The organism is Paenarthrobacter aurescens (assembly GCF_025421775.1).
GTDB lineage: Bacteria > Actinomycetota > Actinomycetes > Actinomycetales > Micrococcaceae > Arthrobacter > Arthrobacter aurescens_B.
In genome coordinates this window covers 20,795-41,810 of the sequence record NZ_JAOEFX010000009.1, presented here as the reverse complement: position 1 = coordinate 41,810, position 21,016 = coordinate 20,795, and the positions used below count along the sequence as shown (strand labels likewise).

The following is a 21,016-nucleotide window of genomic DNA, read 5'->3' as shown; positions in this document are numbered from 1 at the left end:
TGAAGGTAAAGAGCGCAGGTAACGGGATCTGCGGTGGAAGGTGAACAGAAAGTGAACGACGGCGGACCATTGGGTTATGTGGCGCGCGCCACCTTGAGCGACGCCCGGGTTGCCGTCGTTGGGCGACCCCGGACAAATAGACTGGGAGGCATGGCCGCCGCGAAGGGATTTTCTGCAAGCAAGAGGTTCCTGCGCGCCAGAGTCCGGACGGGATTGGTGCGCAGCCGGAACTCGTTGACTCCCGCCATCCAAATGACCGTGTGCGCTGTTGGTGCTTACGCGTTCGCCGAGTACGTGCTGGGTCACCAAGGACCCTTGTTTGCTGCTACGTCCTCTCTGATCGCGCTCGGCTTCTCCCGCGATCCGCGGCTGCGCCGGGTGATAGAGGTGGGGCTTGGCTGCACACTGGGCATCGTTGTTGGTGATTTGCTGCTTCACTGGCTGGGCGCCGGGATCTGGCAGGCCGCCATCGTCCTTCTTTTCTCCATCCTGCTGGCCAGGTTCCTGGACAGCGGCACGATCTTCACCACCCAGCTGGGGTTGCAGTCGTTGCTGGTGGTGCTGCTGCCGGCGCCGGCTGGCGGGCCGTTTACGCGAAGTCTGGACGCGGTGATTGGTGGCGTGTTTGCGCTGCTGGTGACCATCCTGGTGCCGAAGGATCCGCGCCGGGAACCCCGGAAGGACGTCCAGAAGATCCTGCACGAGCTCGCCGAGGTGCTGCGTGAGTGTGGCAAGGCCCTGACCGAGAGCGATTCCACCATCGCCTGGCATGCCCTGATCCGCGGCCGGAACTGCCAGCCCCTGGTGGACCGGATGCGGCAGACACTGCGGGCGTCTGGCGAGGTGGCAACACTGGCTCCAGCCCATCGCAGGCATCGCGACGAACTCGCGGGCCTTGAACACTCCTTGGAGTACATCGACCTGGCGCTGCGTAACAGCCGGGTGTTCGCCCGGCGGCTCACCAGTGCCATTAACCATGCTGCGTTGTCCGATGAAGCGATCGAGAGCATCTCCGAAGTGCTGCAGGAAACCGCCGCCGCAATCGATGAAATGACCATTGGCTTGTCCGAGCAAAGCGAAGGGACGCGCCGCGTCCATCTGCGCCGCGCCAGGAACGAGCTCTCGGACATCGCCGCCCGCCTGCACCCCAAGATGCTGGACGTCCAGCGGCTCGAGGGCGAGACCGTGGTGATGCTGTTCCGGCCCCTCATGGTGGATCTGTTGGAAGCCAGCGGGATGGAGCCGGAGGAAGCGCGGGCAGTGCTGCCGGCGCTGTAGCCCGCCGTTCCTCCCAGAGAAGCCCCAGACCTGTTTGGCAGAATGGGCCGATGATCCCTGCCTTATCCACACGCTTCCGGGCTGCGCCGGTGCTCCGGCAACGGCAGCGGCTGCTGTTCCTGTGGGCAGGTGGTTTGCTGGTGGCCGGCGATGCCATCTTTTGGCTGATGTTCGCCGCCGTGCTGTCCGGGACCGGGCTGGCCACCGTGGATGGCACGGTCCACAGTTTCATGGTCGATTCGCGCGGCCCGGTGGTCACGGCCTTCCTCACGGCGTTGACTACGGTCACCTCACCCGTGTGGATGACGGTCATCAGCGTGGCGGTGGCCGTCGCATGGACGGCCTGGAAGCGGGAACTATGGCGGCCGGCTGTGCTGATGGGCGCTATGTTGCTCGCCGGTGTTCTCTCCACCCTCATCAAGCAGGAAGTGGGCCGCTCCCGACCGCCGTCATCCGATTTCCTCCTCGGCCCGGACTCCGCCCTGTCCTTCCCTTCCGGCCACACGCTTGGCGCCGGCATTTTCGCGCTGGTCCTCACCTACCTGATCGTCTCGCGTTCGGGCACGCGAACGACGGCGGTGCTCGCCTTCACTGGCGCCGCCTTGGTGACGCTGCTGGTCGCCTGCAGCCGGGTCTACCTTGGGTACCACTGGCTGACGGACGTCGTCGCTTCTCTTGGGCTCGCGCTTGGCGTGACGGGTATAGCGATATTCGTGGACGCAGCCCGGCACGGTGGACGGAACGGCTAATACTGTCAGTCCCCGCGGCTAACCTTGAACCCATGGCTTCCAAGACATCCCGCGCATCCAAAACACCCGCCTACAAGTGCGCCGAATGCGGCTGGACTGCCATCAAGTGGGTGGGCCGGTGCGGCGAGTGCCAGGCCTGGGGAACCGTTGAGGAGTACGGCGCCACGGTAGCGCGTACGACGGCGGCCGCTACAGTTTTGGAGCCGGCCCGCCGTATCGCTGAGGTGGATGGGACCACTGCCGCGTTCCTGCCCACGGGCGTGGACGAGCTGGACCGTGTCCTGGGCGGAGGGCTCGTCCCGGGTGCCGTGATCCTGCTTGCTGGGGAACCCGGCGTCGGAAAGTCCACGCTCCTGCTGGACGTCGCGGCGAAGTTCGCCCGTACGGGCCAGGATGTCCTGTACATCACCGGCGAGGAATCCGCGGCACAGGTGAAGCTGCGCGCGGAGCGGATCGACGCCGTCGCCCATACGCTGTACCTTTCCGCGGAGACCGACCTCGGGCAGGCGCTGGGCCAAGTGGAGAAGCTCGAACCCAAGCTGTTGATTGTGGACTCCGTGCAGACGCTGAGCAGCGCCGACGTCGAAGGCAGCGCCGGCGGCGTTTCCCAGGTGCGCGAGGTCGCTGCGTCCATTATTGCTGCGGCCAAGCGGCGCAACATGACCACGCTCCTGGTGGGCCACGTGACCAAGGAAGGCACCATCGCCGGACCGCGGCTGCTGGAACACCTGGTGGACGTCGTGTGCCAGTTCGAAGGCGAGCGCCACTCCCGCCTGCGTCTGCTGAGAGCCGTCAAGAACCGCTACGGTGCGACAGACGACGTCGGCTGCTTTGACCTGAACGAGGCCGGTATCGAGGGCCTGGCTGATCCCAGCGGATTGTTCGTTTCACGCACGCGTGAGCCCGTCTCGGGCACCTGCATCACGGTGACCATGGAGGGGCGCCGGCCGCTGCTCGCAGAAGTCCAATCGTTGCTGGCTGAGAGTCCCAACTCCCAACCGCGCCGGGCAACCAGCGGGCTGGAAAGCTCCAGGGTGGCCATGCTGCTCGCGGTCCTTCAGCAGCGGGCCGGGTGCATGCTGCACAAGGACGATTCCTATGTGGCAACTGTTGGCGGTGTGAAGCTCACGGAGCCGGCCACTGACTTGGCGGTGGCACTGGCGGTTGCCTCCGCCAAGTCCCGCAAGGCACTCCCCCAACGGCTCATTGCTTTCGGCGAGGTAGGGCTGGCAGGCGAGGTCCGTCCCGTTCCGGGCATTAACCAACGCATCCAGGAAGCGCACCGACTGGGCTTCACCCACGCGATTGTTCCGGCCAGCCCGGCGGGCGCCGGGGTCATCCCCGACGGCTTCTCGGTGCGCGAGGTAGGCCACTTGGCGGAGGCCCTCGAACTTCTGATCACTTAACCCTTCCGGGGTGTCGAACGGCTCTGAGCTGCGGTTTCGGCAAGGATTGGGTCATGACCAAGAGGACTGTGCTTATCGGGGGACGCTTTTTCTTTGGCCTTTTGACCTTGGTGGCGGTGGGGACACAGCTGACAGTTCATCTGGGCATGGGCTATGACCTCTGGAACTTCTTCAGCTACTTCACCAATCTGTCCAACATCTTCGCGGCACTCGTACTGCTCATCAGCGGCTACAGGGTCCTGATCCGCAAGCGGCCGAGCGAGATCGACGACGTCACCCGTGGCACGGCAACTATCGCCATGGCCGTGGTGGGGTTGGTGTTCGGTGCGCTGCTTGCCGGCGAGGACCTTGGCTCCCTGCTCCCCTGGGTCAACTTCGTGGTGCACTACCTGATCCCCGTAGTGATGGTGGCGGACTGGCTCTTCCAGCCTCCGCTGGCCACCCTGCAACCCAGGCACATTTGGTACTGGCTGCTTTACCCCATCGGCTACCTCGTCTACAGCCTGATCCGGGGAGCCTTCGTCAACTGGTACCCGTACTGGTTCATCGACCCCTCACGCGCCGGCGGCTGGGGCGGCGTGATCATCTTTGCACTCGCCATCTCCGTTGGCTTCCTCGTGGTGAGCTTGGCAATGCTGTGGCTTGGGAACAAGCTGAAGCGGCAGGTGGATTACTAGGCGCTCTTCGCTGCGAGCGCCGGCTCAGGCGCCGCTCCAAAGCGGCTGCTGAGTTCACCACTGATGGCCCTCACTGCCGGAAGATCGTTCCTGAGTCCCGCAAGGAACATCACGGTGTCGGCCGTAGTGGACGCCGAGTCTGCTGAGATCAGTCCGTCCGCGCGGAGGTTGATCAAGGACTCCACCAGCCGGAAGGCCGTATCTCCGAGGCTGGCTTCCGAGTCCGCCACCGCCGTCAGTTCCCGCCCCAAGTCAGCGTAAATGGTCCGAAGTTCCTTCCGGGCGTCCATGAACGGCTGGAAGACCTCCGCCCTGGCCTCCGGCAGGTGGTACAGCACGCCGAGGTTCCAGCGGGAGCTGCAGAGCTGCGAACCGTCGAACAGCACCACCGCATGCAACCGTGCCGCGGCGGCAACCGGGCCACGCCCGGCTTCTCCCGGGTGGCCGTGCACCGCACGGGCGAAGGCCAGGCTGGTGGACACCGTCCCGCCAAGGAGCTCACCCAGGATCTCGTCCTTGGTGGAGAAGTGGTGATACAGCGATGACTGTCGGATTCCGACGGCGTCAGCGATGGCCCGCGTGGACGTGTTGGCGAATCCTTGGCCCGTAAAGAGCTCGGCTGCCGCGTCCAGGATCTCGTCGCGGGCTGTGGCTCCCCGGCGTACCGCTTGCTGCTTGCGGGGGCGTCCCGGTCCGACTGTACTCACTCTTTCATTCTTGCATCGCAGCACCGCCAAAAGAGCCGTTCACGGCCTGCTGAGCCGACGGTGAGATTTCCTTTACCTCCCCGAAACGCACGGTAACCAAGGCTTTACATCGGCGAAACGCTGCGGGGACACCGCGCTGGAAAACTATCAAGTGACCGATATTCCGGACGGGTCATCAGAAACCTCTCCGGGCTGGTTCCACATCCCGTTCCAGACACGGAGAAACCGATGACTTCCACCCTTTCGACGACCGCCGGCCGCACTGACGACGCAGACCTGACAGCCCTCGGCTACCAGCCCACCCTGCACCGCAAGCTGGGCCGCTACGCATCGTTCGCCGCAGGTTTTTCGTTCGTCTCCATCCTGACCACCATCTTTCAACTCTTCGCTTTCGGCTACTCCTTCGCCGGCCCGGCCTTCTTTTGGACGTGGCCCGTGGTGCTGGTCGGCCAACTCCTGGTAGCCCTGAACTTCGCTGAACTCGCCGCCAGATACCCCTTGTCCGGCGCCGTCTATCAGTGGTCGCGCCGTATGGGCGGCGAAGTGGTGGGCTGGTTCGCTGGCTGGTTCATGTCCATCGCCCAGGTCATCACTGCTGCCGCAGCTGCCATTGCGCTCCAAGTGGTACTCCCCCAGCTGTGGGACGGATTCCAAGTGGTGGGCGGCGACCCCTCACTGGCATCCCCCACGGGCGCGGCCAACGCAGTGATCCTTGGCGCCATACTCCTGGTGATCACCACTGTGATCAACTGCCTCGGTGTGAAGCTCATGTCCCACGTGAACTCCATCGGCGTCACCTGCGAGATTGTGGGCGTCGCCGCGGTAATCCTTGCCCTGTTCTCAGCCGCGCAGCGTGGCCCGGAGGTGGTGGCGGACGTCAGTGTGGTCACGACGTCGGACCTTGGTGCCGTGGGTGCCTTCCTGGTCTCAGGTTTGATGGCCGCGTATGTGATGGTCGGCTTCAACTCCGCCGGCGAACTCTCGGAGGAAACCAAGAACCCCCGCAAGACCGCACCGCGCACCATCCTGTCGGCGCTGATCATCTCAGGTATTGGCGGCGGGCTGATGATTATCGCTGCCCTCATGGCAGCGCCAAGCCTCGACGACGGCAGGCTCGCCACCGAGGGACTCCCCTACGTGCTGACGGCCGTGTTGGGCACGTTCTGGGGCAAGGTGCTGCTGGTGGACGTGGCAATCGCCATCTTTGTCTGCACCCTGGCCATCCAGACGGCCGGTTCACGTCTGGTGTTCTCCATGGCCCGCGACGGCAAGCTGCCTGCCTCGGCCCGGCTCGCTAAGGTCCACCCCAAGCGTGGAACTCCCATGTGGCCCTCCATCGCGATCGGCGCCCTGGCGGTGGGGATCCTCGCCATCAATATCGGCAACTCCGCTCTCTTCACCACCCTCTGCAGCGTGTGCATCGTGATGGTGTACCTGGCGTACCTGATGGTCACGGTTCCTCAGCTGCTCAGCCGCTTCCGTGGTGACTGGGACCGGGTGGGCCAGACCATGCCGGCAGGGCTGTTCTCCCTGGGCCGTTGGGGCCTGCCCGTCAACATCCTGGCCGTGCTCTATGGCGCCCTGATGGTCATCAACCTCTCCTGGCCCCGCCCCGAGGTGTATGACCCTTCCGGGGAACACGGAATCCTGCTCTTCTCCGCCCCCATCATGGTTGGCGCCGTCCTGCTCCTGGGCATCTGGGTCCGGAGGAACCTCCGGGTCCGGCAGAACAAAGCGGCAGAGGTATTGGACCCCGCCAACCCTGCCGGCTGACCCGCCGCACCACCATCCCGCTCAAGCACAGAAATGAATGCCATGACACAGACTCTCGAAACACGGACTACTGAAAACGGAACCGCCACCACGGCAGGCGCCAAGTTGCATGCCCGGGCCCAGCACGGCCGGGCAGCGGAGACCATGATCCATGTCCCGCCCGCTTCCGCTCCGGCGCGGTTGACGGAGAGCCTCCCCGCGGAGGCAAAGACGGCGTTGACCTGGGCCGAGACGCTGGCCTTTGGCCGCTACACCCATCTGGAACTGGCCCGCGGGACGCGCATCAGGATCACAGACCTCGACGGCGATGCTTGCGTTCACGCTGTCATCGTCCGGAGCGGCGCCCAGCACGAGCGGCTCAACGTCGCGGACACGGTCAAGGTCCCCTGGCAGGCCTACATGACCACAGGTCACCCCCTGCTGTCCGACGCCGGCCGGCTGATGGCCACCGTGGTGGCCGACTCGTCCGGCAACCACGATGCCCTCACCGGCACCACACACCTCGCCGGCAACACCGCAAAGTACGGTGCCGGATCAGCGCACAGCCCGTCACCGGCCGGCCGTGAACTGTTGACCCTTGGCGGCATGAAGCATGGCATCAGCCAAACGCAACTGCCGCCGTCGATCTCGTTCTTCAAGGGCATCACCGTAGACCCTGATGGCAGCATCCAGTTCGGCGGCAGCGCCGGTGCCGGGGCCGCCGTCGAACTTCTCCTCCACATGGACGCAGCGCTGGTCCTGGCCAATACCGCCCACCCGTTGGACCCGCGTCCGGAGTTCACGGGAAGCGCCGTGGACATCGTTGCGTGGCAGGCCCCCCAGGACCTGGAGGCACTCAGGGACGGAACCCTCAACGTAGACCTGGGCCCGGAGGGGCGTCTGGCCCTCCACAACACAGAACTCGACTACAACGCAAGGACCTCCGCATGAACGCCACCGCAGAAATCACCCCCGCACTGGTCCCTGGCCGCGTCGTATTGGACGAGCTGGTGGAAGCCCGCGGCCCATGGTCTGCCGTGGTTGAGGCCGGAGACGTGCTCACCATTGTGGACCTCGACGGCAACCAGGCCGTGGACTGCATTCTCTACGCGGCCAAAGACACCAGCACCCGGTACTCGGCGGCCGTGACCGTCGCAACCCAAGGCAGCATTTTCCTCACCACTGGCTCGGTCCTCCGCGCCGACAGCGGCCAGGCACTCATGACAGTGGTGGCGGACGAAGTTGGCGTCCACGACACCATCGGCGGTGCCTGCTCCCAGGAATCCAACACTCTCCGCTACGGCCAGCACACCCACGAACAGCACGCCTGCGTTGAGAACTTCCTCATTGAAGGCGCCAAGTGGGACCTCGGAAAGAAGGACTTGGTGTCCAACATCAACTGGTTCATGAACGTGCCGGTGGATCCTGACGGCGCGCTGGGCATCGTGGACGGGCTGTCCGCGCCAGGCAAGCGAGTGGCACTCCGCGCCGAAGTGGACACGTTGGTACTGGTGTCCAATTGCCCCCAAATCAACAACCCCTGCAACGGCTTCAACCCCACGCCGGTGCGCATGATCGTCACACGTCCGGAGGCCCGCGCATGAACCGCTTCGACACCCTCCTCATTGCCAACCGGGGCGAGATCGCCTGCCGGATCATCGAGTCCGCCCGCAAGGCAGGACTCCGCACCGTCGCCGTCTTCTCCGAAGCGGACCGCGGTGCCAAGCATGTAAAGCTCGCTGACGAGGCCGTCCTGCTCGGACCTGCACCCGCCAAGGAGTCGTATCTCAAGGTCGACGCCATCCTCAGTGCGGCAGCCGCCACCGGGGCGGGAGCCATTCACCCTGGCTACGGGTTCCTGTCCGAGGACGCAGCCTTCGCGGAAGCTGTTGAAGCGGCCGGCCTGGTCTTCGTAGGCCCCACCCCGGACCAGCTCCGGATCTTCGGCACCAAGCACACGGCCCGCGATGCCGCCCAACGCGCTGGCGTTCCCATGATCGCCGGATCCGGCCTCCTGGAGGATCTGGACGAAGCCGTGGCAGCATCGGAAACCATCGGTTTCCCGCTCATGCTCAAGGCAACCGGGGGTGGCGGTGGTATCGGCATGGCCGTCTGCCGCGACGAAGCCGAACTCCGCGACAACTACTCCCGGGTGGCCCGCCTGGCCAGTTCCAGCTTTGGAACGGCCGGCGTCTTTGCCGAGCGCTACATCGAACATGCCCGCCACGTGGAAGTCCAGGTGTTCGGCGACGGTGAGGACCGCGTGGTGAGCCTCGGCGACCGTGACTGCTCGCTGCAACGCCGCCACCAGAAAGTGCTTGAAGAAGCCCCGGCGCCGGACCTCCCTGATGCGTTAAGGGAGGAACTGCACCGAAGCTCCCGCGCGCTGTGCGCCTCCGTGGGCTACCGCTCGGCCGGAACGGTGGAGTTCGTGTACGACCCCGTCCGGCAGGAAGCATCCTTCCTGGAAGTCAATGCACGGCTGCAAGTAGAGCACCCAGTCACCGAAGCCATCACCGGCGTTGACCTGGTGGAGTGGATGCTGAACCTCGCCCAGCAGGAGCCCGTGCTTCAGGGCGTGCCGGACAGCGTGCCCGTCTCAGGCCACGCTGTGGAAGCCCGCATCTATGCAGAAGACCCGGCCCGGAACTTCCAGCCCAGCGCCGGAACCGTCACCAACGCGCAGTACCCGGCCTCCGACGTCGTGCGCATTGACGCCTGGGTGGAGACCGGCAGCGAAGTCTCCACCAGCTACGATCCCCTGCTGGGCAAGGTCATCACGTCCGGCACCACCCGTGACGCCGCCTTCGACGCCCTGGCTGCCGCGTTGGCGGAGACCCGCATTGATGGCATCGAGACCAACCTGGGCATGCTGCGCGCCGTGGCCGGCATGGACGTGGTCCGCGCCGCGGAGCATTCCACCGGAACCCTGAACACCGTGGGTGATCCTGAACCGCGGATCACTGTTGAACGGCCGGGTCTCCAGACCAGTGTGCAGGACTGGCCGGGCAGGATCGGGCTGTGGCAGATCGGCGTCCCGCCGAGTGGCCCCATGGATGATTTGTCGTTCCGGCTGGGCAACACCGCGCTGGGCAATCCTGAGGGTGCACCCGGCCTGGAATTCACCATGGCCGGACCGGCGCTCCGCTTCACCCACGCCACCACAGTGTGTGTCACCGGCGCCGACGTCACCGTGACCGTCAACGGCAAGCCTGCCAGCACTTGGGAGCCCATCACCGTACCTGATAACGGCCTGCTGGATGTTGGAACGGCCGACGGATCCGGGCTGAGGGGCTATGTCCTCTTTGAAGGCGGGCTGGATGTTCCCCGGTACCTCGGCAGTGCGTCCACCTTCACGTTGGGCCAGTTCGGTGGCCACGGCGGCCGCGTGCTGCGGGCCAGCGATGTGCTCCGCACGGTCACCGGTCACCTGCCCGAAACCGTCCCCGGCGCAGTTCCGGTGGAGAGCCGCCCGGCACTCACCACGGAATGGCAGCTGAATGTGGTGGAGGGGCCACACGGTGCACCGGAATTCTTCCAACGCGAAGACATCGAGGAACTGTACGCCACCGAATACGAGGTCCACTTCAACTCGGCCCGCACCGGCGTCCGCCTGATCGGCCCCAAACCGCGCTGGGCACGCAATGACGGCGGAGAGGCCGGACTGCACCCCTCCAACATCCACGACACCGCCTATTCGGTGGGTGCCTTGGACTTCACCGGCGACACCCCCATTCTCCTGGGTCCTGATGGTCCCAGCCTGGGCGGTTTCGTCTGCCCCGTCACCGTCGTGACCGGCGAGCGCTGGAAGCTGGGCCAACTCCGTCCGGGCGATAAGGTCCGCTTTGTGCCCATCCGCTCGGTTGAGGCGCCTTCCATTAACGAACTTGGCGCTGCGAGGCAGCTGATTTTGCCGGGTAGCGCCGGTTTCACCACGGGCACCCTCTCGGCTTCCGGTTCGGCTTCAGGCACCGCCGGGCTGCTCCGCGGAGACGGCGACGACGGCGTGCTGGGCCGGGTGCCCGAAGGCGACGGCCGGCCCGCAGTCACCTACCGGCGCTCCGGTGATGACAACCTTTTGGTGGAGTACGGCGACATGGTGCTGGACCTTGGCCTCCGCGCCCGTGTCCACGCCCTCCATCAGGAACTCGAGCGCCTCGCAGTCCGGGGCATCGTGGATCTGACTCCCGGTATCCGTTCCCTGCAGATCAAGGCCGATCCGTCGGTCCTTCCCACTTCGAAGCTGTTGGGCCTGGTGCGCGAGGTGGACGCCTCTCTCCCTGCAAGCTCGGAGCTGGTGGTGCCCAGCCGCAGTGTTCGCCTCCCGTTGTCCTGGGACGATCCCGCCACCCGCGAGGCGATCGAGCGCTACATGGCCGGTGTCCGCGACGACGCCCCATGGTGCCCGTGGAACATCGAGTTCATCCGCCGCATCAACGGTCTGGACTCCGTCAACGACGTCTTCGATACCGTCTTCAACGCGGAGTACCTCGTCCTGGGCCTGGGCGACGTGTACCTCGGAGCGCCGGTGGCAACTCCATTGGATCCGCGGCACCGGCTGGTAACCACCAAGTACAACCCTGCCCGCACCTGGACACCCGAGAATGCCGTGGGCATTGGTGGAGCTTATATGTGCATTTACGGCATGGAAGGTCCCGGCGGCTACCAGTTCGTTGGCCGCACCACCCAGGTTTGGTCGCGGTACGCGGATTCGGCACCGTTTGAACCGGGCTCGCCTTGGCTGCTCAGGTTCTTCGACCGCATTTCCTGGTACCCCGTCAGTCCCGAGGAACTCCTGGACCTCCGCGCAGACATGGCTGCAGGCCGCGGCCGCGGCGTGGAAATCCAGGACGGCACGTTCTCGCTGGCGGAACATGAGGAATTCCTGGACCGCAACAGCGTCTCCATTGCGGAGTTCCGCGAGACCCAGTCGGCCGCTTTCGCCGTGGAGCGCCAGGCTTGGGAGGAAGCCGGGGAGTTCGACCGTGCCGAGCAGGCCGTTTCGTTGGCGCCGCCGGCCGACGACGTCGTAGTGCCCGACGGCGGCACTTTGGTGACGTCGCCGTTCGCCGCCAGCGTCTGGAAAGTGGACGTGGAACCCGGAGACTTGGTGGTGGCCGGTCAGCCGCTGGTCTCCCTTGAAGCGATGAAGATGGAGACGGTCATCCAGGCTCCGGTGGATGGCTTGGTTCAACGGGTCCTGCCCACCGCCGGCGCCCAAGTGGTGGCAGGCGAAGCACTGGTGGTCCTGGAGCCCGTGGATGTCCGGGAACCCGCGCTCGTTCTGGAAGGAAGCACGTCATGAACAGCCCTACCGGAGTCACAGCGGAACGCGTCCGGGCAGCGCTCCGTGCGATCGACGCCGTCGGCCGTCCTGAAATCTGGATCCACCTGCGGGGGCGGGATGAACTGCTGGCAGAAGCGGCCGGGATTGACGCCGCCGTGGCGGCCGGTGAGAACCTTCCGCTTGCCGGCCTCTTGCTCGCCGTGAAGAACAACGTGGATGTTGCCGGTTTAACCACGACGGCGGCGTGCCCCGGCTTTGGGGAGGTACCCGCCCGGGATGCGGTACCGGTTGCAAGGCTCCGCGCCGCGGGCGCTCTGGTGCTCGGGGCCACCAATCTTGACCAGTTCGCCACTGGTCTGGTGGGTACCCGCAGCCCGTATGGTGCTGTCCGTGATGCGAGGCGTCCCGAGAGGATCTCCGGCGGCTCCAGTTCGGGATCTGCCGTGGCGGTGGCCTTGGGCCTTGTGGACATTGCCATCGGCACGGACACTGCGGGTTCGGGCAGGATTCCCGCCGCGCTGCAGGGAATCGTGGGGATCAAGCCGACCTTGGGCGTTGTGTCCACCGAAGGCGTGGTCCCGGCATGCCGTTCCTGGGATACGGCAACCATCTTCGCCCGCGACCTCGCCACTGCGGAGCTCGCCATGGGAATCATGGCCGGGCAGGGCCGCCCCTGGCCTGCAGACGCCAAGGTTGCGGCGCCGTCCACACCGAGGGTGGCCTATCCCGCCGCTCTGCCGGCACTCCCGGACGCCTGGGCGGCCGAGTTCCAGGCGCAGATTGAGCGGTTGCGGTCCACGGGAGTAGTGGCCGAAGCCATCGAACTGGACGTCTTCCTGGAGGCCGCACGGCTGCTGTACGACGGCGGATTGGTGGCCGAACGCTACGCCGCCGTCGGCAGCTTCATTGACTCGGTGACCTCTGGCGGGGCGCCCGCAGCGCTGGACCCCACAGTCGCCGGCATCATCAAGGCTGCGGGCAACGTACCTGCGCACCAGTATGTGGCGGACACGGCGGCGTTGGAGCAGCTCAGGCATCAAGCCATGGAACGCTTGGAGGGCTTCGATGCGCTGATAGTTCCCACGGCGCCGTTCCATCCGACGCTGGCGGAGGTCGCAGCCGATCCCGTGGGGGTCAACTCCCGGATGGGCACCTATACCAATTTCTGCAACCTCTTCGATCTCAGTGCCGTGGCGGTGCCGGCGGGCACCGTCAACGAAACAGGCGGCGCGGGCGACACAAGCAGCACCGCGCAGTTCGGCCTGACCGTGGTTGCCCGGACCTTCGAGGACGGGGTGGCCGCGGACATCGCGCGCCGGATCGAGCTCACCCCGGAACTGCCGGAACTGTTCGCCGCGGGTGCCGCAGCAAGGCCCGCACCCGCCCAGTCGCCCGATCCCAAGGTGCCGTGGCCGGTTGCTGCGGGAGCCGCCGTCGTTCCCTTGGTGGTGGTAGGGGCGCACCGTAAGGGGCAACCACTGGCGGCTGAACTGGAACGCCGCGGAGCTTTCTGGGACGGCAAAGTGACCACGGGCCCGCAGTATCGGATGGTGGCGTTAAAGACCACGCCGCCCAAGCCCGGTGTGGTGCGATCAGCCCGGGGAGCCGGGCTCGTGGCCGAGAGGTGGCTGCTTTCAGAGGCCGGGCTTGGATCATTTCTTGCTGAACTGCCGGAACCCATGCTGCTGGGTTCCATCACGCTGGACGATGGCAGCAAAGCCGTGGGCTTTGCCTGTGACGCCGTGGCTGCGGCAGAAGGACAGGACATTACCGAGTACCGCGATTGGATTAAATACCTGGAGAATGACGCTGCTGGATCGGGAGGCCACGGGTTTTGGCGCGAGGCAGGAGGAGCGTTGCTGACCGGGCTTGGGCGCGGCCGGATCTAGGCGGCAGGCGGCTGATCAACGGAAATGGGGGTTCCGTCGATTGGCCGCCAAACCACTTTCAGGGCATTGCCGAACATCACGAAATGACCCACTTTGGGGCTTGCTGGTGCGGTTAACGGTGCCCGGAAGCCCTATCATTGTGCTTGTCGTCATTGGGCCATTTTTCATGAGTGCCCACTGATGCCGGATTCAGCTTGTCTGTGAGCCGAGGCTTGCACCTTCGAAGGGAAACCCTATGGCCCGGAGCCCGGAAGAGTCACTCAAGGCGACTCTGGCCAGAGTCGCACCCGGAACTCCGTTGCGTGATGGCCTTGAACGCATCCTCCGTGGACGAACAGGCGCCTTGATTGTGCTGGGCTATGACCGCACCATCGACTCCATCTGTTCCGGCGGATTCGATATCGGCATCGATTTCTCCCCCACGCGCCTGCGTGAGCTGGCCAAGATGGACGGTGCCATCATCTGTGACAAGGATGCCAGCAACATCGTCCGCGCGGCCGTCCAACTGGTTCCGGACTCGAGCATCGAAACCCAGGAATCCGGTACAAGGCACCGCACAGCCGAACGCGTCGCCATCCAGACCGGCGTGCCCGTCATTTCCGTCAGCCAGTCCATGCAGATCATCGCGCTCTACGTGAACGGCCTGCGGCACGTGCTGGAGGGGTCCGAGAAGGTCCTGGCCCGCGCCAACCAGGCCTTGGCAACCCTTGAGCGGTACAGCGCCAGGTTGGACCAGGTCACCAGCTCACTCTCTGCCCTGGAAATCGAAGCCCTGGTCACGGTCAGGGACGTCGCCGTCACCCTGCAGCGCCAGGAAATGGTCCGGCGCATCTCCGAAGAAATCGCCCAGTACGTGCTGGAACTTGGCGAAGACGGCCGGCTCCTTTCCCTCCAGGTGGAAGAGCTCACCATGGGCCGCGGGCCCGGCAGCGACGTCATCATCCGCGACTACTCTGACCCGGACGCCTCGCCTGAGGAAATAGAGGAAGCCGTCCAGGCACTCCTCAACCTGGGCCCTACCGAACTGATCGATCTCAGCCGCATCGCGCACATCATCGGTTTCGCCGGCGGGGTTGAGCAACTGGACGCCGTAGTCCAGCCGCGCGGCTACCGTCTGCTGTCCGGTTTGAAGTCAGTGCCCAAGGCCGTCGCCGACCGACTGGTGGACTACTTCGGCGGGCTGCAGAACCTCATGGCAGCAACTATTGACGACCTCATGACAGTGGACGGCATCGGCGACCAGCGTGCCCGCACAGTCCGCGAGGGCCTGAGCCGCATGGCCGAGGCCAGCCTCCTGGACCGGTTCCTCTAAGCCGCCTGCCGTCGTCGGACGCCCAAAGCGTTAGTTCAGCTGGAAGACGGCTTTGGGGCTGGCTTTGTTTCCCAGCCGCGCCTCGAAGGTGTAGTAGGCCCCGCCGCCACCGGGCTTGGCGTTGATCGCACCGCAGCCCTCAAGGGTCCGGTTGCGTTGCCACGGGAAATTTGCGGTCTCACTCTTGCCGGGCTGGATGGTCTTGATGAGGTCCTCGCCGCCGGTCTGGCAGTCCTTGGACGAGAAGATCCGGTCCCCGCCACTCATCACCAGGTACTCCATCTGGGATGTACCCACGTTGACCTCGCAGGGGGCTGCGCCACCGTTGGTGATGGTCATGGTGAGCAGCGGCTTGTCCTCCGCACCGTAGGCGGGCTTGTCAGTCTTGGCGGCGACGGTCATCAGGTTGAAGTCGCACACTGGCGTGGGAGAAGCGGAGGGTGACGGCGTTCCGGACGGGGCACTGCCCTGCGTCGGCGCCTGCGAGGCCTCCGGGGTAGTGACGGCTTGCGGCTCGGACTGCCCAGTGAGCGCCCCAGTGACGGCCACCGCGCCAACCACGAGCAAGGCGATCACCAGCAGCAGCGCACCAAATACAACCTGTCGACGACGGCGGTACACGGCAGGACTGGGCCTGCGCCTGTTCGTCGGGCTGCTTTTGCCCGGCGTACCGGCGCCGGATGAGCCACGGGCAGCACCCTTCGCCGGCGCTGATGAGCGCACGGTCGACTGCTGCTTACCCTTGTTGGCCATGCTTCTAGGCTAGGCTCGCGCGTGTCAGGGCGCCTAACCTACACGCCGCTGGGCCTCAATCCGGACCTGTGTGACGTCGGCCTCGATTAGGGTAGTGGCGGGGTTCCTTCAAGCAGCAATGCGGTGCCTCTGATGATGTCATTCCCCAGGCAACCCTTTCGGAAGGAACTGTGAGCACTCTTGTGACCCGAATAGCAGGGCTGATTAATCTCCTCTGGCGGGAGGTAGCGAAGTTCGGCCTTGTGGGTGGCCTTGGCTGGGTTATTGATAACGGAATCTATACCGTCCTCTGGCATGGACCGATGTCGGACAGCACCATCAAAGCTCGAATCGTCTCTACCGCCGTGGCGACACTGTTCTCGTGGTTCGCCAACCGCTATTGGACATTCCGGCACAGAAGGTCCGAGCGTGCGTGGAAGGAGTTCGCATTGTTTTTGGCCATGAACGGCATCGGCCTCCTGATCGTCCTCGTCTGCCAGGTCGTCTCCCGCTATGTTCTTGGCCTGCAGTCATTCACAGCAGATTTCATCGCAGGTGGAGTCATTGGATTGATTCTTGGAACAATCTTCCGCTTTCTCGCCTACAGGTTCTTCGTTTTCAATGAGGAGTTGGACGAAGAACCTGCATTCTCACATGACCACGAAGTCTTCGACCACGAAGCACCGAAGCAGAGCGTCCACGCTGCCACCGACAGCCGATAGGGTCAGGCAGCTCAGACCTCTGGCGGCGGATTCGGGGGCGTCTCTTGGCAGACGGGATTCCACTACAGTGGATGGCAGTATGACACTTCCCGATTCCCACCAGCTGGCCAAGCTCCACGACGCCTTGGATCACTGGTTCGCAGAAACGGCCAGGGACTTGCCGTGGCGTGAACCGGACTGCAGCGCATGGGGCATCCTGGTCAGCGAAGTCATGCTCCAACAAACACCCGTGGTGCGGGTGCTGCCCGTGTGGCGCGACTGGATGGACCGCTGGCCCACGCCGGGTCACCTTGCCGCGGAGCCTTCCGGAGAGGCCGTCCGTCACTGGGGCCGCCTCGGATATCCACGCCGCGCCTTGCGACTGCACGCGGCCGCCGTCGCCATCCGAGAGCAGCATGGCGGCAACGTTCCTGACACGTATACCGAGCTGCTGGGGCTGCCGGGCGTCGGCAGTTACACCGCCGCCGCCGTCGCCGCTTTTGCTTTCGGCCGCCGCGAGACTGTGGTGGACACCAACATCCGGCGCGTCCACGCGCGGCTCATCTCCGGAAACGCCCTGCCCGCTCCGGCATTGACGGCGGGGGAAATGCGCCTGGCCGAGACTCTCCTCCCCGCCGAACAGAAACTGTCCGTTCGCTGGAACGCGTCCGTCATGGAACTCGGCGCCATGGTTTGCACCGCCCGCAGCCCCAAGTGCGCCGACTGTCCTGTCCGCTCAAGCTGCGCCTGGCTTGCTGCAGGTGAGCCGCCGCCGTCGTACACGCCCAAAGGCCAGTCCTGGCACGGCACCGACCGGCAGGTCCGCGGTGCCGTGATGGCCGTCCTCCGCGAGGCCGCCACCCCCGTCCCGCGCCAGATGTTCGAACAAGCACCGGCGGACCTCGGATTCGCACCGTCGGGCATCGGGATCCCCCTCGCCGCTCTGCACCGGCTCAACTCGGCGCCGGAGCAACTCGAGCGCGCACTGGATGGCCTGTTGGTGGACGGCTTGGCAGAAATGCACGACGGCGGGTTGCGGCTTCCGGCCTAGCGTTCGGCAGGGCCGGTATCGGTTCGGCAACGGGACAAGGTGAGCCGTAACGATGCAGGTGCTTCTTCGGGACGCACTGGAGACGCCGGCCTCGCCCGGCCCTACGCTGAAGCATGGGCAAAATCGGAGTGGCGTTGACCCTTGCCGGAACGGCGGCTTTGCTTCCGGGCTGCTATCCCGAAGCCGTAGCCTGCCCGGCCATTGGGCATGTTGCCGGGGTGTCCCTGAGTGTTACAGCGAGCTACGCAGACCAGGTGGGGACGCTGCGGCTCAAGGCCTGCCAGGACGGCACCTGCACCGAGAAGGACGTGGATCTACACCCGGGCGCTGCAGCCGTGGATCAGGGGTGCTCTCCAGAGGGTGTGTGCTCGGCTACCTCGTCGCCTGATGGGACCCTGCAGGGTTTCCTGGAAATGCCCTCAATCTCCGAATCAGCCATCGAGGCAACCGTGAGCGGCACCTCCCCGGCCGGCATAGCCTTGCCCCTGCGGACGCTGAGGTTTACGCCGAAGGGCGACTACCCCTATGGCGAACAATGCGGCCGGGTCATTTCCGCCGCGGTGACCTTGGATGCGAACGGACTAAGCCAGACCTAGAGTTTCCACATCGTGAGAATCTAGTTCCGATATTAAACACAACAGGCCTCAGGAATTAGCAATTCGGAAACACGGCCCTCATAGCGTCTTGTGTGATCCCAGCCGCGTCCCCAGCGCGGCCCTTGCACAGATAGGCGCCACCTTGAAGATCCCCGCACCCGCAGCCACCGTGAACGCACCAGCGAAGAAGCCGCTGTACAAGTCCTTGTTCTTCCAGATCCTGGTGGCCGTGGTGTTGGGCATCGCCATAGGCTACTTGTGGCCAAGTGTCGGATCCGCGCTTCGTCCACTCGGCGATGGCTTCATTCAGCTCATCAAAATGATCATCGCACCACTGATTTTCCTGGTCATCGTCACGGGCATCTCTGCGGTGGGGGACGTGAAGTCCGTGGGTCGCGTAGGCGTGAAGGCGCTGATCTACTTCACCGGTGCCACACTCTTCGCGCTGGCCTTTGGGCTAGTGGTTGCCAACCTTGTGCAGCCGGGTGCGGGCCTGAACATCGACCCGGCGTCCTTGTCCGAGGATGCAGTGAACGCCAAGACCACCACGGCCCCACCCAAAGACGCGGGTCAGTTCCTGCTGGGCATCATCCCCACCAGCGTCGTAGGAGCCTTCGCGTCCAACTCGCTGCTCCAGGTCCTGTGCTTCGCTATCTTCTTTGGCGCAGCCATCGTGGTGGTGGGCCGCGAGAAGTGCAAGCCGGTCATCGACCTCATGGAGACCACGCTGGAGCTGTTCTTCAAGATCATGGCGTGGGTCATGCGGGTTGCTCCGGTCGGGGCCTTCGGCGCCATGGCCTTCATCATCGGCCAGTACGGGCTCAGTTCGCTGAGCACCTATGCCCTTCTGGCTGCCGCATGCTACGGCTCAGCCCTGGTGTTCATCGGCCTGCTGTTTGTGGTGGCCTGGGTTTATCCCCGCGTTCCCTTGTGGCAGTTCATCAAGTACTCACGTGAAGAATTCATGCTTGCCCTGGGCACGGCCTCCACGGAATCCGTTCTTCCCCGCATCATGACCAAGCTGACCAACGCCGGTTGTTCCCGGGCAACCACAGGTTTAGTGGTGCCCACCGGATATTCCTTCAACCTCGACGGCGCCGCACTCTACCTGTCCATCTCACTCCTTTTCCTCGCCCAGGCCTTTGGCCACAACCTGGATCTGGGACAGCAACTGGCCGCGTTGGGCATCCTGATGCTGACGTCCAAGGGAATGGCCGGCGTTCCAGGTTCAGCCTTCCTTGCCCTCTCCGCGACGGCGGGAGCACTTGGGATCTTCCCGGTGGCGGGAGTTGCCCTCCTGCTGGGAGCGGACCGCTTGATGGACTCCATGCGGGTTGTGGTCAACTTGCTGGGCAATTGCGTCGCCACGTTCGTGGTTTCCAAATGGGAAGGTCAATTCGATCGCGAGGCAATGCTGGCATCTTTCCGCGGCGAGGACGCAACCCCGGAGTCCACGGGCCCGGGCACGGAAACTTCGGTGCCACCGCTCACGGTTCCCCAGCTGAGCGCCGATACGCGCTCGGCGTGAAACCCAAGTACTTCCGGAAGTCGTTCGTCAGGTGTGCGTGATCGGCATAGCCAAATTCGACGGCGATGGCTGCAAGGTCCGCTGTCGGCTCGGACCTGGTGCGCTCGGCAGCATCCTGCAGTCTTCGGCGGCGGATCAGGGCAGAGGGACTCAGGCCAACGTACTTCTTAGCAATTCGTTGCAGCGTTCGCGGCGACACCGCAAGACGAAAAGCCGCATCCTCGATGAGGGCTATGTCCGGTTCAGAAGCAATGACATCCATCATCCGGTTCGCGAGAAGTGCCTCCTCGGACAGCGCAACGTCCAGGGAAAGCAGCCAGTCTACAAAAACCGCTACTGCCCGCTCGCGGCGCGGACCGCCGTCGGACGCTGTTTCGCCGGCAGGTGCGCTCATTGCAGCCGAGACCACGCTGTGCAGATCCGCCAACGCCAAGTCCACTTCCTTGTCACGCAAGGTTCCGGGATCGTCCGTGAAAAGCGGCGAGGCCGCAGGTCGGAGAAGGGCGCCGACAGCCCATCCTGTTCCCGTCAGATCCCGGTAGGCCGCGCGGGTGGTGGGCCCGGAGAAGACCACGTCAGCAGGCTGCACCACCAGGTTGGAAGCCGGGTAGGCGATCACGTGCTGGCGGGACGAACGGCCGGGTTCAATGTCCCATTCGGGGATCCAGAACCACTGGACCAGGTCCGCCACGGATGCGGGGGCGGGAAGGCGATGAAAAGTGGGCAGCCGCGCGGGGTAGAGGATGCCTTTGAAGGACCCCTCCATCAGACCCCCAAACCCGTCGCGAATCTCCAAGCGCCGGCCCTCACCAGGCACGTAGCGTCATCACCATGACAGATACTACAAGCACAGAAGCCACCACCGCCGCCCACGGCGAACACACCACGCACGGCGTCCCGAACGGCTTGACCAGCCTCACCCCGTTCATCGCAGTGCCCAACGCCAAGGAAGCCATCGCGTTCTACCGGGACGTGTTTGGCGCCAGGGTGGTGGGCGAGACCGAGATGGGTGGGGTTGTGGTCCACGCCGAACTCGACTTCGGCAACGGCCACCTCCAACTCGGTGAGCCCAACCCCGAATACCACCTGGTCCCGGCACCGGCCGGCGAGGACGACTGCTACTCCCTGGGCCTCTACTGCTCCGACGCGGACGGCCTGGTCCAGCGTGCAGAGCAAGCCGGAGCCACCATCCGGGAACCGCTGTCCACGTTCGTTTCAGGTGACCGCTACGCCAGCATCCGCGATCCGTTTGGTGTTCGCTGGTCCATCATGACCCGCGTCGAAGACCTTTCCGAAGAGGAAAGCAACCGCCGGGTAGAGGAATGGGCAGCCCAGCAGGGCTAGGGCCCGG

Annotated in this window: 18 protein-coding genes; 15 read left to right on the top strand and 3 right to left on the bottom strand. The window is 64.8% G+C overall.

The window, feature by feature from the left end:
• The first annotated feature begins 150 nt into the window (after positions 1-150).
• Genes N7568_RS18045 through N7568_RS18030 form a run of 4 tightly spaced genes read left to right on the top strand, consistent with a single transcriptional unit; the run spans position 151 to position 4,110 of the window.
• Positions 151-1,278 carry an FUSC family protein gene (locus N7568_RS18045; RefSeq protein ID WP_261611349.1) on the top strand — a complete coding sequence of 376 codons (1,128 nt, stop codon included), beginning with the start codon at positions 151-153 and terminating at the stop codon, positions 1,276-1,278.
• Between the two features lie 50 nt (positions 1,279-1,328).
• Positions 1,329-2,027 (top strand): phosphatase PAP2 family protein, encoded by a 699-nt coding sequence (locus N7568_RS18040; RefSeq protein WP_261611158.1) that lies wholly within the window; start codon positions 1,329-1,331, stop codon positions 2,025-2,027.
• 32 nt (positions 2,028-2,059) lie between these two features.
• Complete coding sequence (gene radA, locus N7568_RS18035) at positions 2,060-3,433, top strand: DNA repair protein RadA (RefSeq protein WP_144653216.1); 1,374 nt, start codon at positions 2,060-2,062, stop codon at positions 3,431-3,433.
• A gap of 53 nt (positions 3,434-3,486) precedes the next feature.
• On the top strand, positions 3,487-4,110 hold the full coding sequence (locus N7568_RS18030; protein ID WP_253465598.1) for a Pr6Pr family membrane protein: 624 nt from the start codon (positions 3,487-3,489) through the stop codon (positions 4,108-4,110).
• Here the strand turns inward: N7568_RS18030 and N7568_RS18025 are convergent.
• Positions 4,107-4,817, bottom strand: a complete 711-nt coding sequence (locus N7568_RS18025; protein ID WP_261611157.1) for a TetR/AcrR family transcriptional regulator — start codon at positions 4,815-4,817, stop codon at positions 4,107-4,109. The genes N7568_RS18030 and N7568_RS18025 overlap by 4 nt on opposite strands.
• A 228-nt stretch (positions 4,818-5,045) precedes the next feature.
• Here N7568_RS18025 and N7568_RS18020 point away from each other — a divergent pair, with 228 nt between their 5' ends.
• From N7568_RS18020 to disA, 6 genes are all read left to right on the top strand, one after another.
• The gene (locus tag N7568_RS18020) at positions 5,046-6,590 is read left to right on the top strand and encodes an amino acid permease (RefSeq protein WP_261611156.1); all 1,545 of its coding nucleotides are present in this window, start codon (positions 5,046-5,048) and stop codon (positions 6,588-6,590) included.
• Positions 6,591-6,632: 42 nt separating this feature from the next.
• Positions 6,633-7,520, top strand: coding sequence for an urea amidolyase associated protein UAAP1 (locus N7568_RS18015; protein WP_261611155.1), 888 nt, complete (start codon positions 6,633-6,635; stop codon positions 7,518-7,520).
• Positions 7,517-8,173: an urea amidolyase associated protein UAAP2 gene (locus N7568_RS18010; RefSeq protein WP_261611154.1), complete on the top strand. Its 657-nt coding sequence runs from the start codon at positions 7,517-7,519 to the stop codon at positions 8,171-8,173. The genes N7568_RS18015 and N7568_RS18010 overlap by 4 nt, the downstream gene beginning before the upstream one ends.
• The gene (uca, locus tag N7568_RS18005) at positions 8,170-11,874 is read left to right on the top strand and encodes an urea carboxylase (protein WP_261611153.1); all 3,705 of its coding nucleotides are present in this window, start codon (positions 8,170-8,172) and stop codon (positions 11,872-11,874) included. Before N7568_RS18010 ends, uca begins: the two co-directional genes overlap by 4 nt.
• Positions 11,871-13,745: an allophanate hydrolase gene (gene atzF / locus N7568_RS18000; RefSeq protein WP_261611152.1), complete on the top strand. Its 1,875-nt coding sequence runs from the start codon at positions 11,871-11,873 to the stop codon at positions 13,743-13,745. Before uca ends, atzF begins: the two co-directional genes overlap by 4 nt.
• A gap of 235 nt (positions 13,746-13,980) precedes the next feature.
• Positions 13,981-15,057 carry a DNA integrity scanning diadenylate cyclase DisA gene (disA, locus tag N7568_RS17995; protein ID WP_231339680.1) on the top strand — a complete coding sequence of 359 codons (1,077 nt, stop codon included), beginning with the start codon at positions 13,981-13,983 and terminating at the stop codon, positions 15,055-15,057.
• Positions 15,058-15,087: 30 nt separating this feature from the next.
• Here the strand turns inward: disA and N7568_RS17990 are convergent, their stop codons facing one another.
• Positions 15,088-15,810 carry a hypothetical protein gene (locus N7568_RS17990; RefSeq protein WP_261611151.1) on the bottom strand — a complete coding sequence of 241 codons (723 nt, stop codon included), beginning with the start codon at positions 15,808-15,810 and terminating at the stop codon, positions 15,088-15,090.
• 170 nt (positions 15,811-15,980) lie between these two features.
• Between N7568_RS17990 and N7568_RS17985 the strand changes: the two genes are divergently transcribed.
• The 4 genes from N7568_RS17985 (at position 15,981) to N7568_RS17970 (ending at position 19,665) form a co-directional block, all read left to right on the top strand.
• Positions 15,981-16,511, top strand: a complete 531-nt coding sequence (locus N7568_RS17985) for a GtrA family protein (RefSeq protein ID WP_261611150.1) — start codon at positions 15,981-15,983, stop codon at positions 16,509-16,511.
• 79 nt (positions 16,512-16,590) lie between these two features.
• The gene (locus N7568_RS17980) at positions 16,591-17,541 is read left to right on the top strand and encodes an A/G-specific adenine glycosylase (protein ID WP_261611149.1); all 951 of its coding nucleotides are present in this window, start codon (positions 16,591-16,593) and stop codon (positions 17,539-17,541) included.
• Positions 17,542-17,654: 113 nt separating this feature from the next.
• Complete coding sequence (locus tag N7568_RS17975; protein WP_261611148.1) at positions 17,655-18,137, top strand: hypothetical protein; 483 nt, start codon at positions 17,655-17,657, stop codon at positions 18,135-18,137.
• 142 nt (positions 18,138-18,279) lie between these two features.
• Positions 18,280-19,665, top strand: a complete 1,386-nt coding sequence (locus tag N7568_RS17970; RefSeq protein ID WP_261611147.1) for a cation:dicarboxylate symporter family transporter — start codon at positions 18,280-18,282, stop codon at positions 19,663-19,665.
• On the opposite strand, the gene N7568_RS17965 is transcribed toward N7568_RS17970, so the two are convergent.
• Positions 19,625-20,431 (bottom strand): AraC family transcriptional regulator, encoded by an 807-nt coding sequence (locus N7568_RS17965; protein ID WP_261611348.1) that lies wholly within the window; start codon positions 20,429-20,431, stop codon positions 19,625-19,627. The genes N7568_RS17970 and N7568_RS17965 overlap by 41 nt on opposite strands.
• 65 nt (positions 20,432-20,496) lie before the next feature.
• Between N7568_RS17965 and N7568_RS17960 the strand changes: the two genes are divergently transcribed.
• The gene (locus N7568_RS17960; RefSeq protein ID WP_261611146.1) at positions 20,497-21,009 is read left to right on the top strand and encodes a VOC family protein; all 513 of its coding nucleotides are present in this window, start codon (positions 20,497-20,499) and stop codon (positions 21,007-21,009) included.
• Positions 21,010-21,016: the final 7 nt, after the last annotated feature.

Coding starts and splice junctions, on each gene's coding strand:
- N7568_RS18020 (WP_261611156.1), top strand. CDS start 5,046: ATGACTTCCACCCTTTCGACGACCGCCGGCCGCACTGACGACGCAGAC.
- uca (WP_261611153.1), top strand. CDS start 8,170: ATGAACCGCTTCGACACCCTCCTCATTGCCAACCGGGGCGAGATCGCC.
- atzF (WP_261611152.1), top strand. CDS start 11,871: ATGAACAGCCCTACCGGAGTCACAGCGGAACGCGTCCGGGCAGCGCTC.
- N7568_RS18015 (WP_261611155.1), top strand. CDS start 6,633: ATGACACAGACTCTCGAAACACGGACTACTGAAAACGGAACCGCCACC.
- N7568_RS17965 (WP_261611348.1), bottom strand. CDS start 20,431: ATGGAGGGGTCCTTCAAAGGCATCCTCTACCCCGCGCGGCTGCCCACT.
- N7568_RS17980 (WP_261611149.1), top strand. CDS start 16,591: ATGACACTTCCCGATTCCCACCAGCTGGCCAAGCTCCACGACGCCTTG.
- N7568_RS18040 (WP_261611158.1), top strand. CDS start 1,329: ATGATCCCTGCCTTATCCACACGCTTCCGGGCTGCGCCGGTGCTCCGG.
- N7568_RS17990 (WP_261611151.1), bottom strand. CDS start 15,810: ATGGCCAACAAGGGTAAGCAGCAGTCGACCGTGCGCTCATCAGCGCCG.
- N7568_RS18030 (WP_253465598.1), top strand. CDS start 3,487: ATGACCAAGAGGACTGTGCTTATCGGGGGACGCTTTTTCTTTGGCCTT.
- disA (WP_231339680.1), top strand. CDS start 13,981: ATGGCCCGGAGCCCGGAAGAGTCACTCAAGGCGACTCTGGCCAGAGTC.
- N7568_RS17960 (WP_261611146.1), top strand. CDS start 20,497: ATGACAGATACTACAAGCACAGAAGCCACCACCGCCGCCCACGGCGAA.
- radA (WP_144653216.1), top strand. CDS start 2,060: ATGGCTTCCAAGACATCCCGCGCATCCAAAACACCCGCCTACAAGTGC.
- N7568_RS17975 (WP_261611148.1), top strand. CDS start 17,655: ATGGGCAAAATCGGAGTGGCGTTGACCCTTGCCGGAACGGCGGCTTTG.
- N7568_RS18010 (WP_261611154.1), top strand. CDS start 7,517: ATGAACGCCACCGCAGAAATCACCCCCGCACTGGTCCCTGGCCGCGTC.
- N7568_RS18045 (WP_261611349.1), top strand. CDS start 151: ATGGCCGCCGCGAAGGGATTTTCTGCAAGCAAGAGGTTCCTGCGCGCC.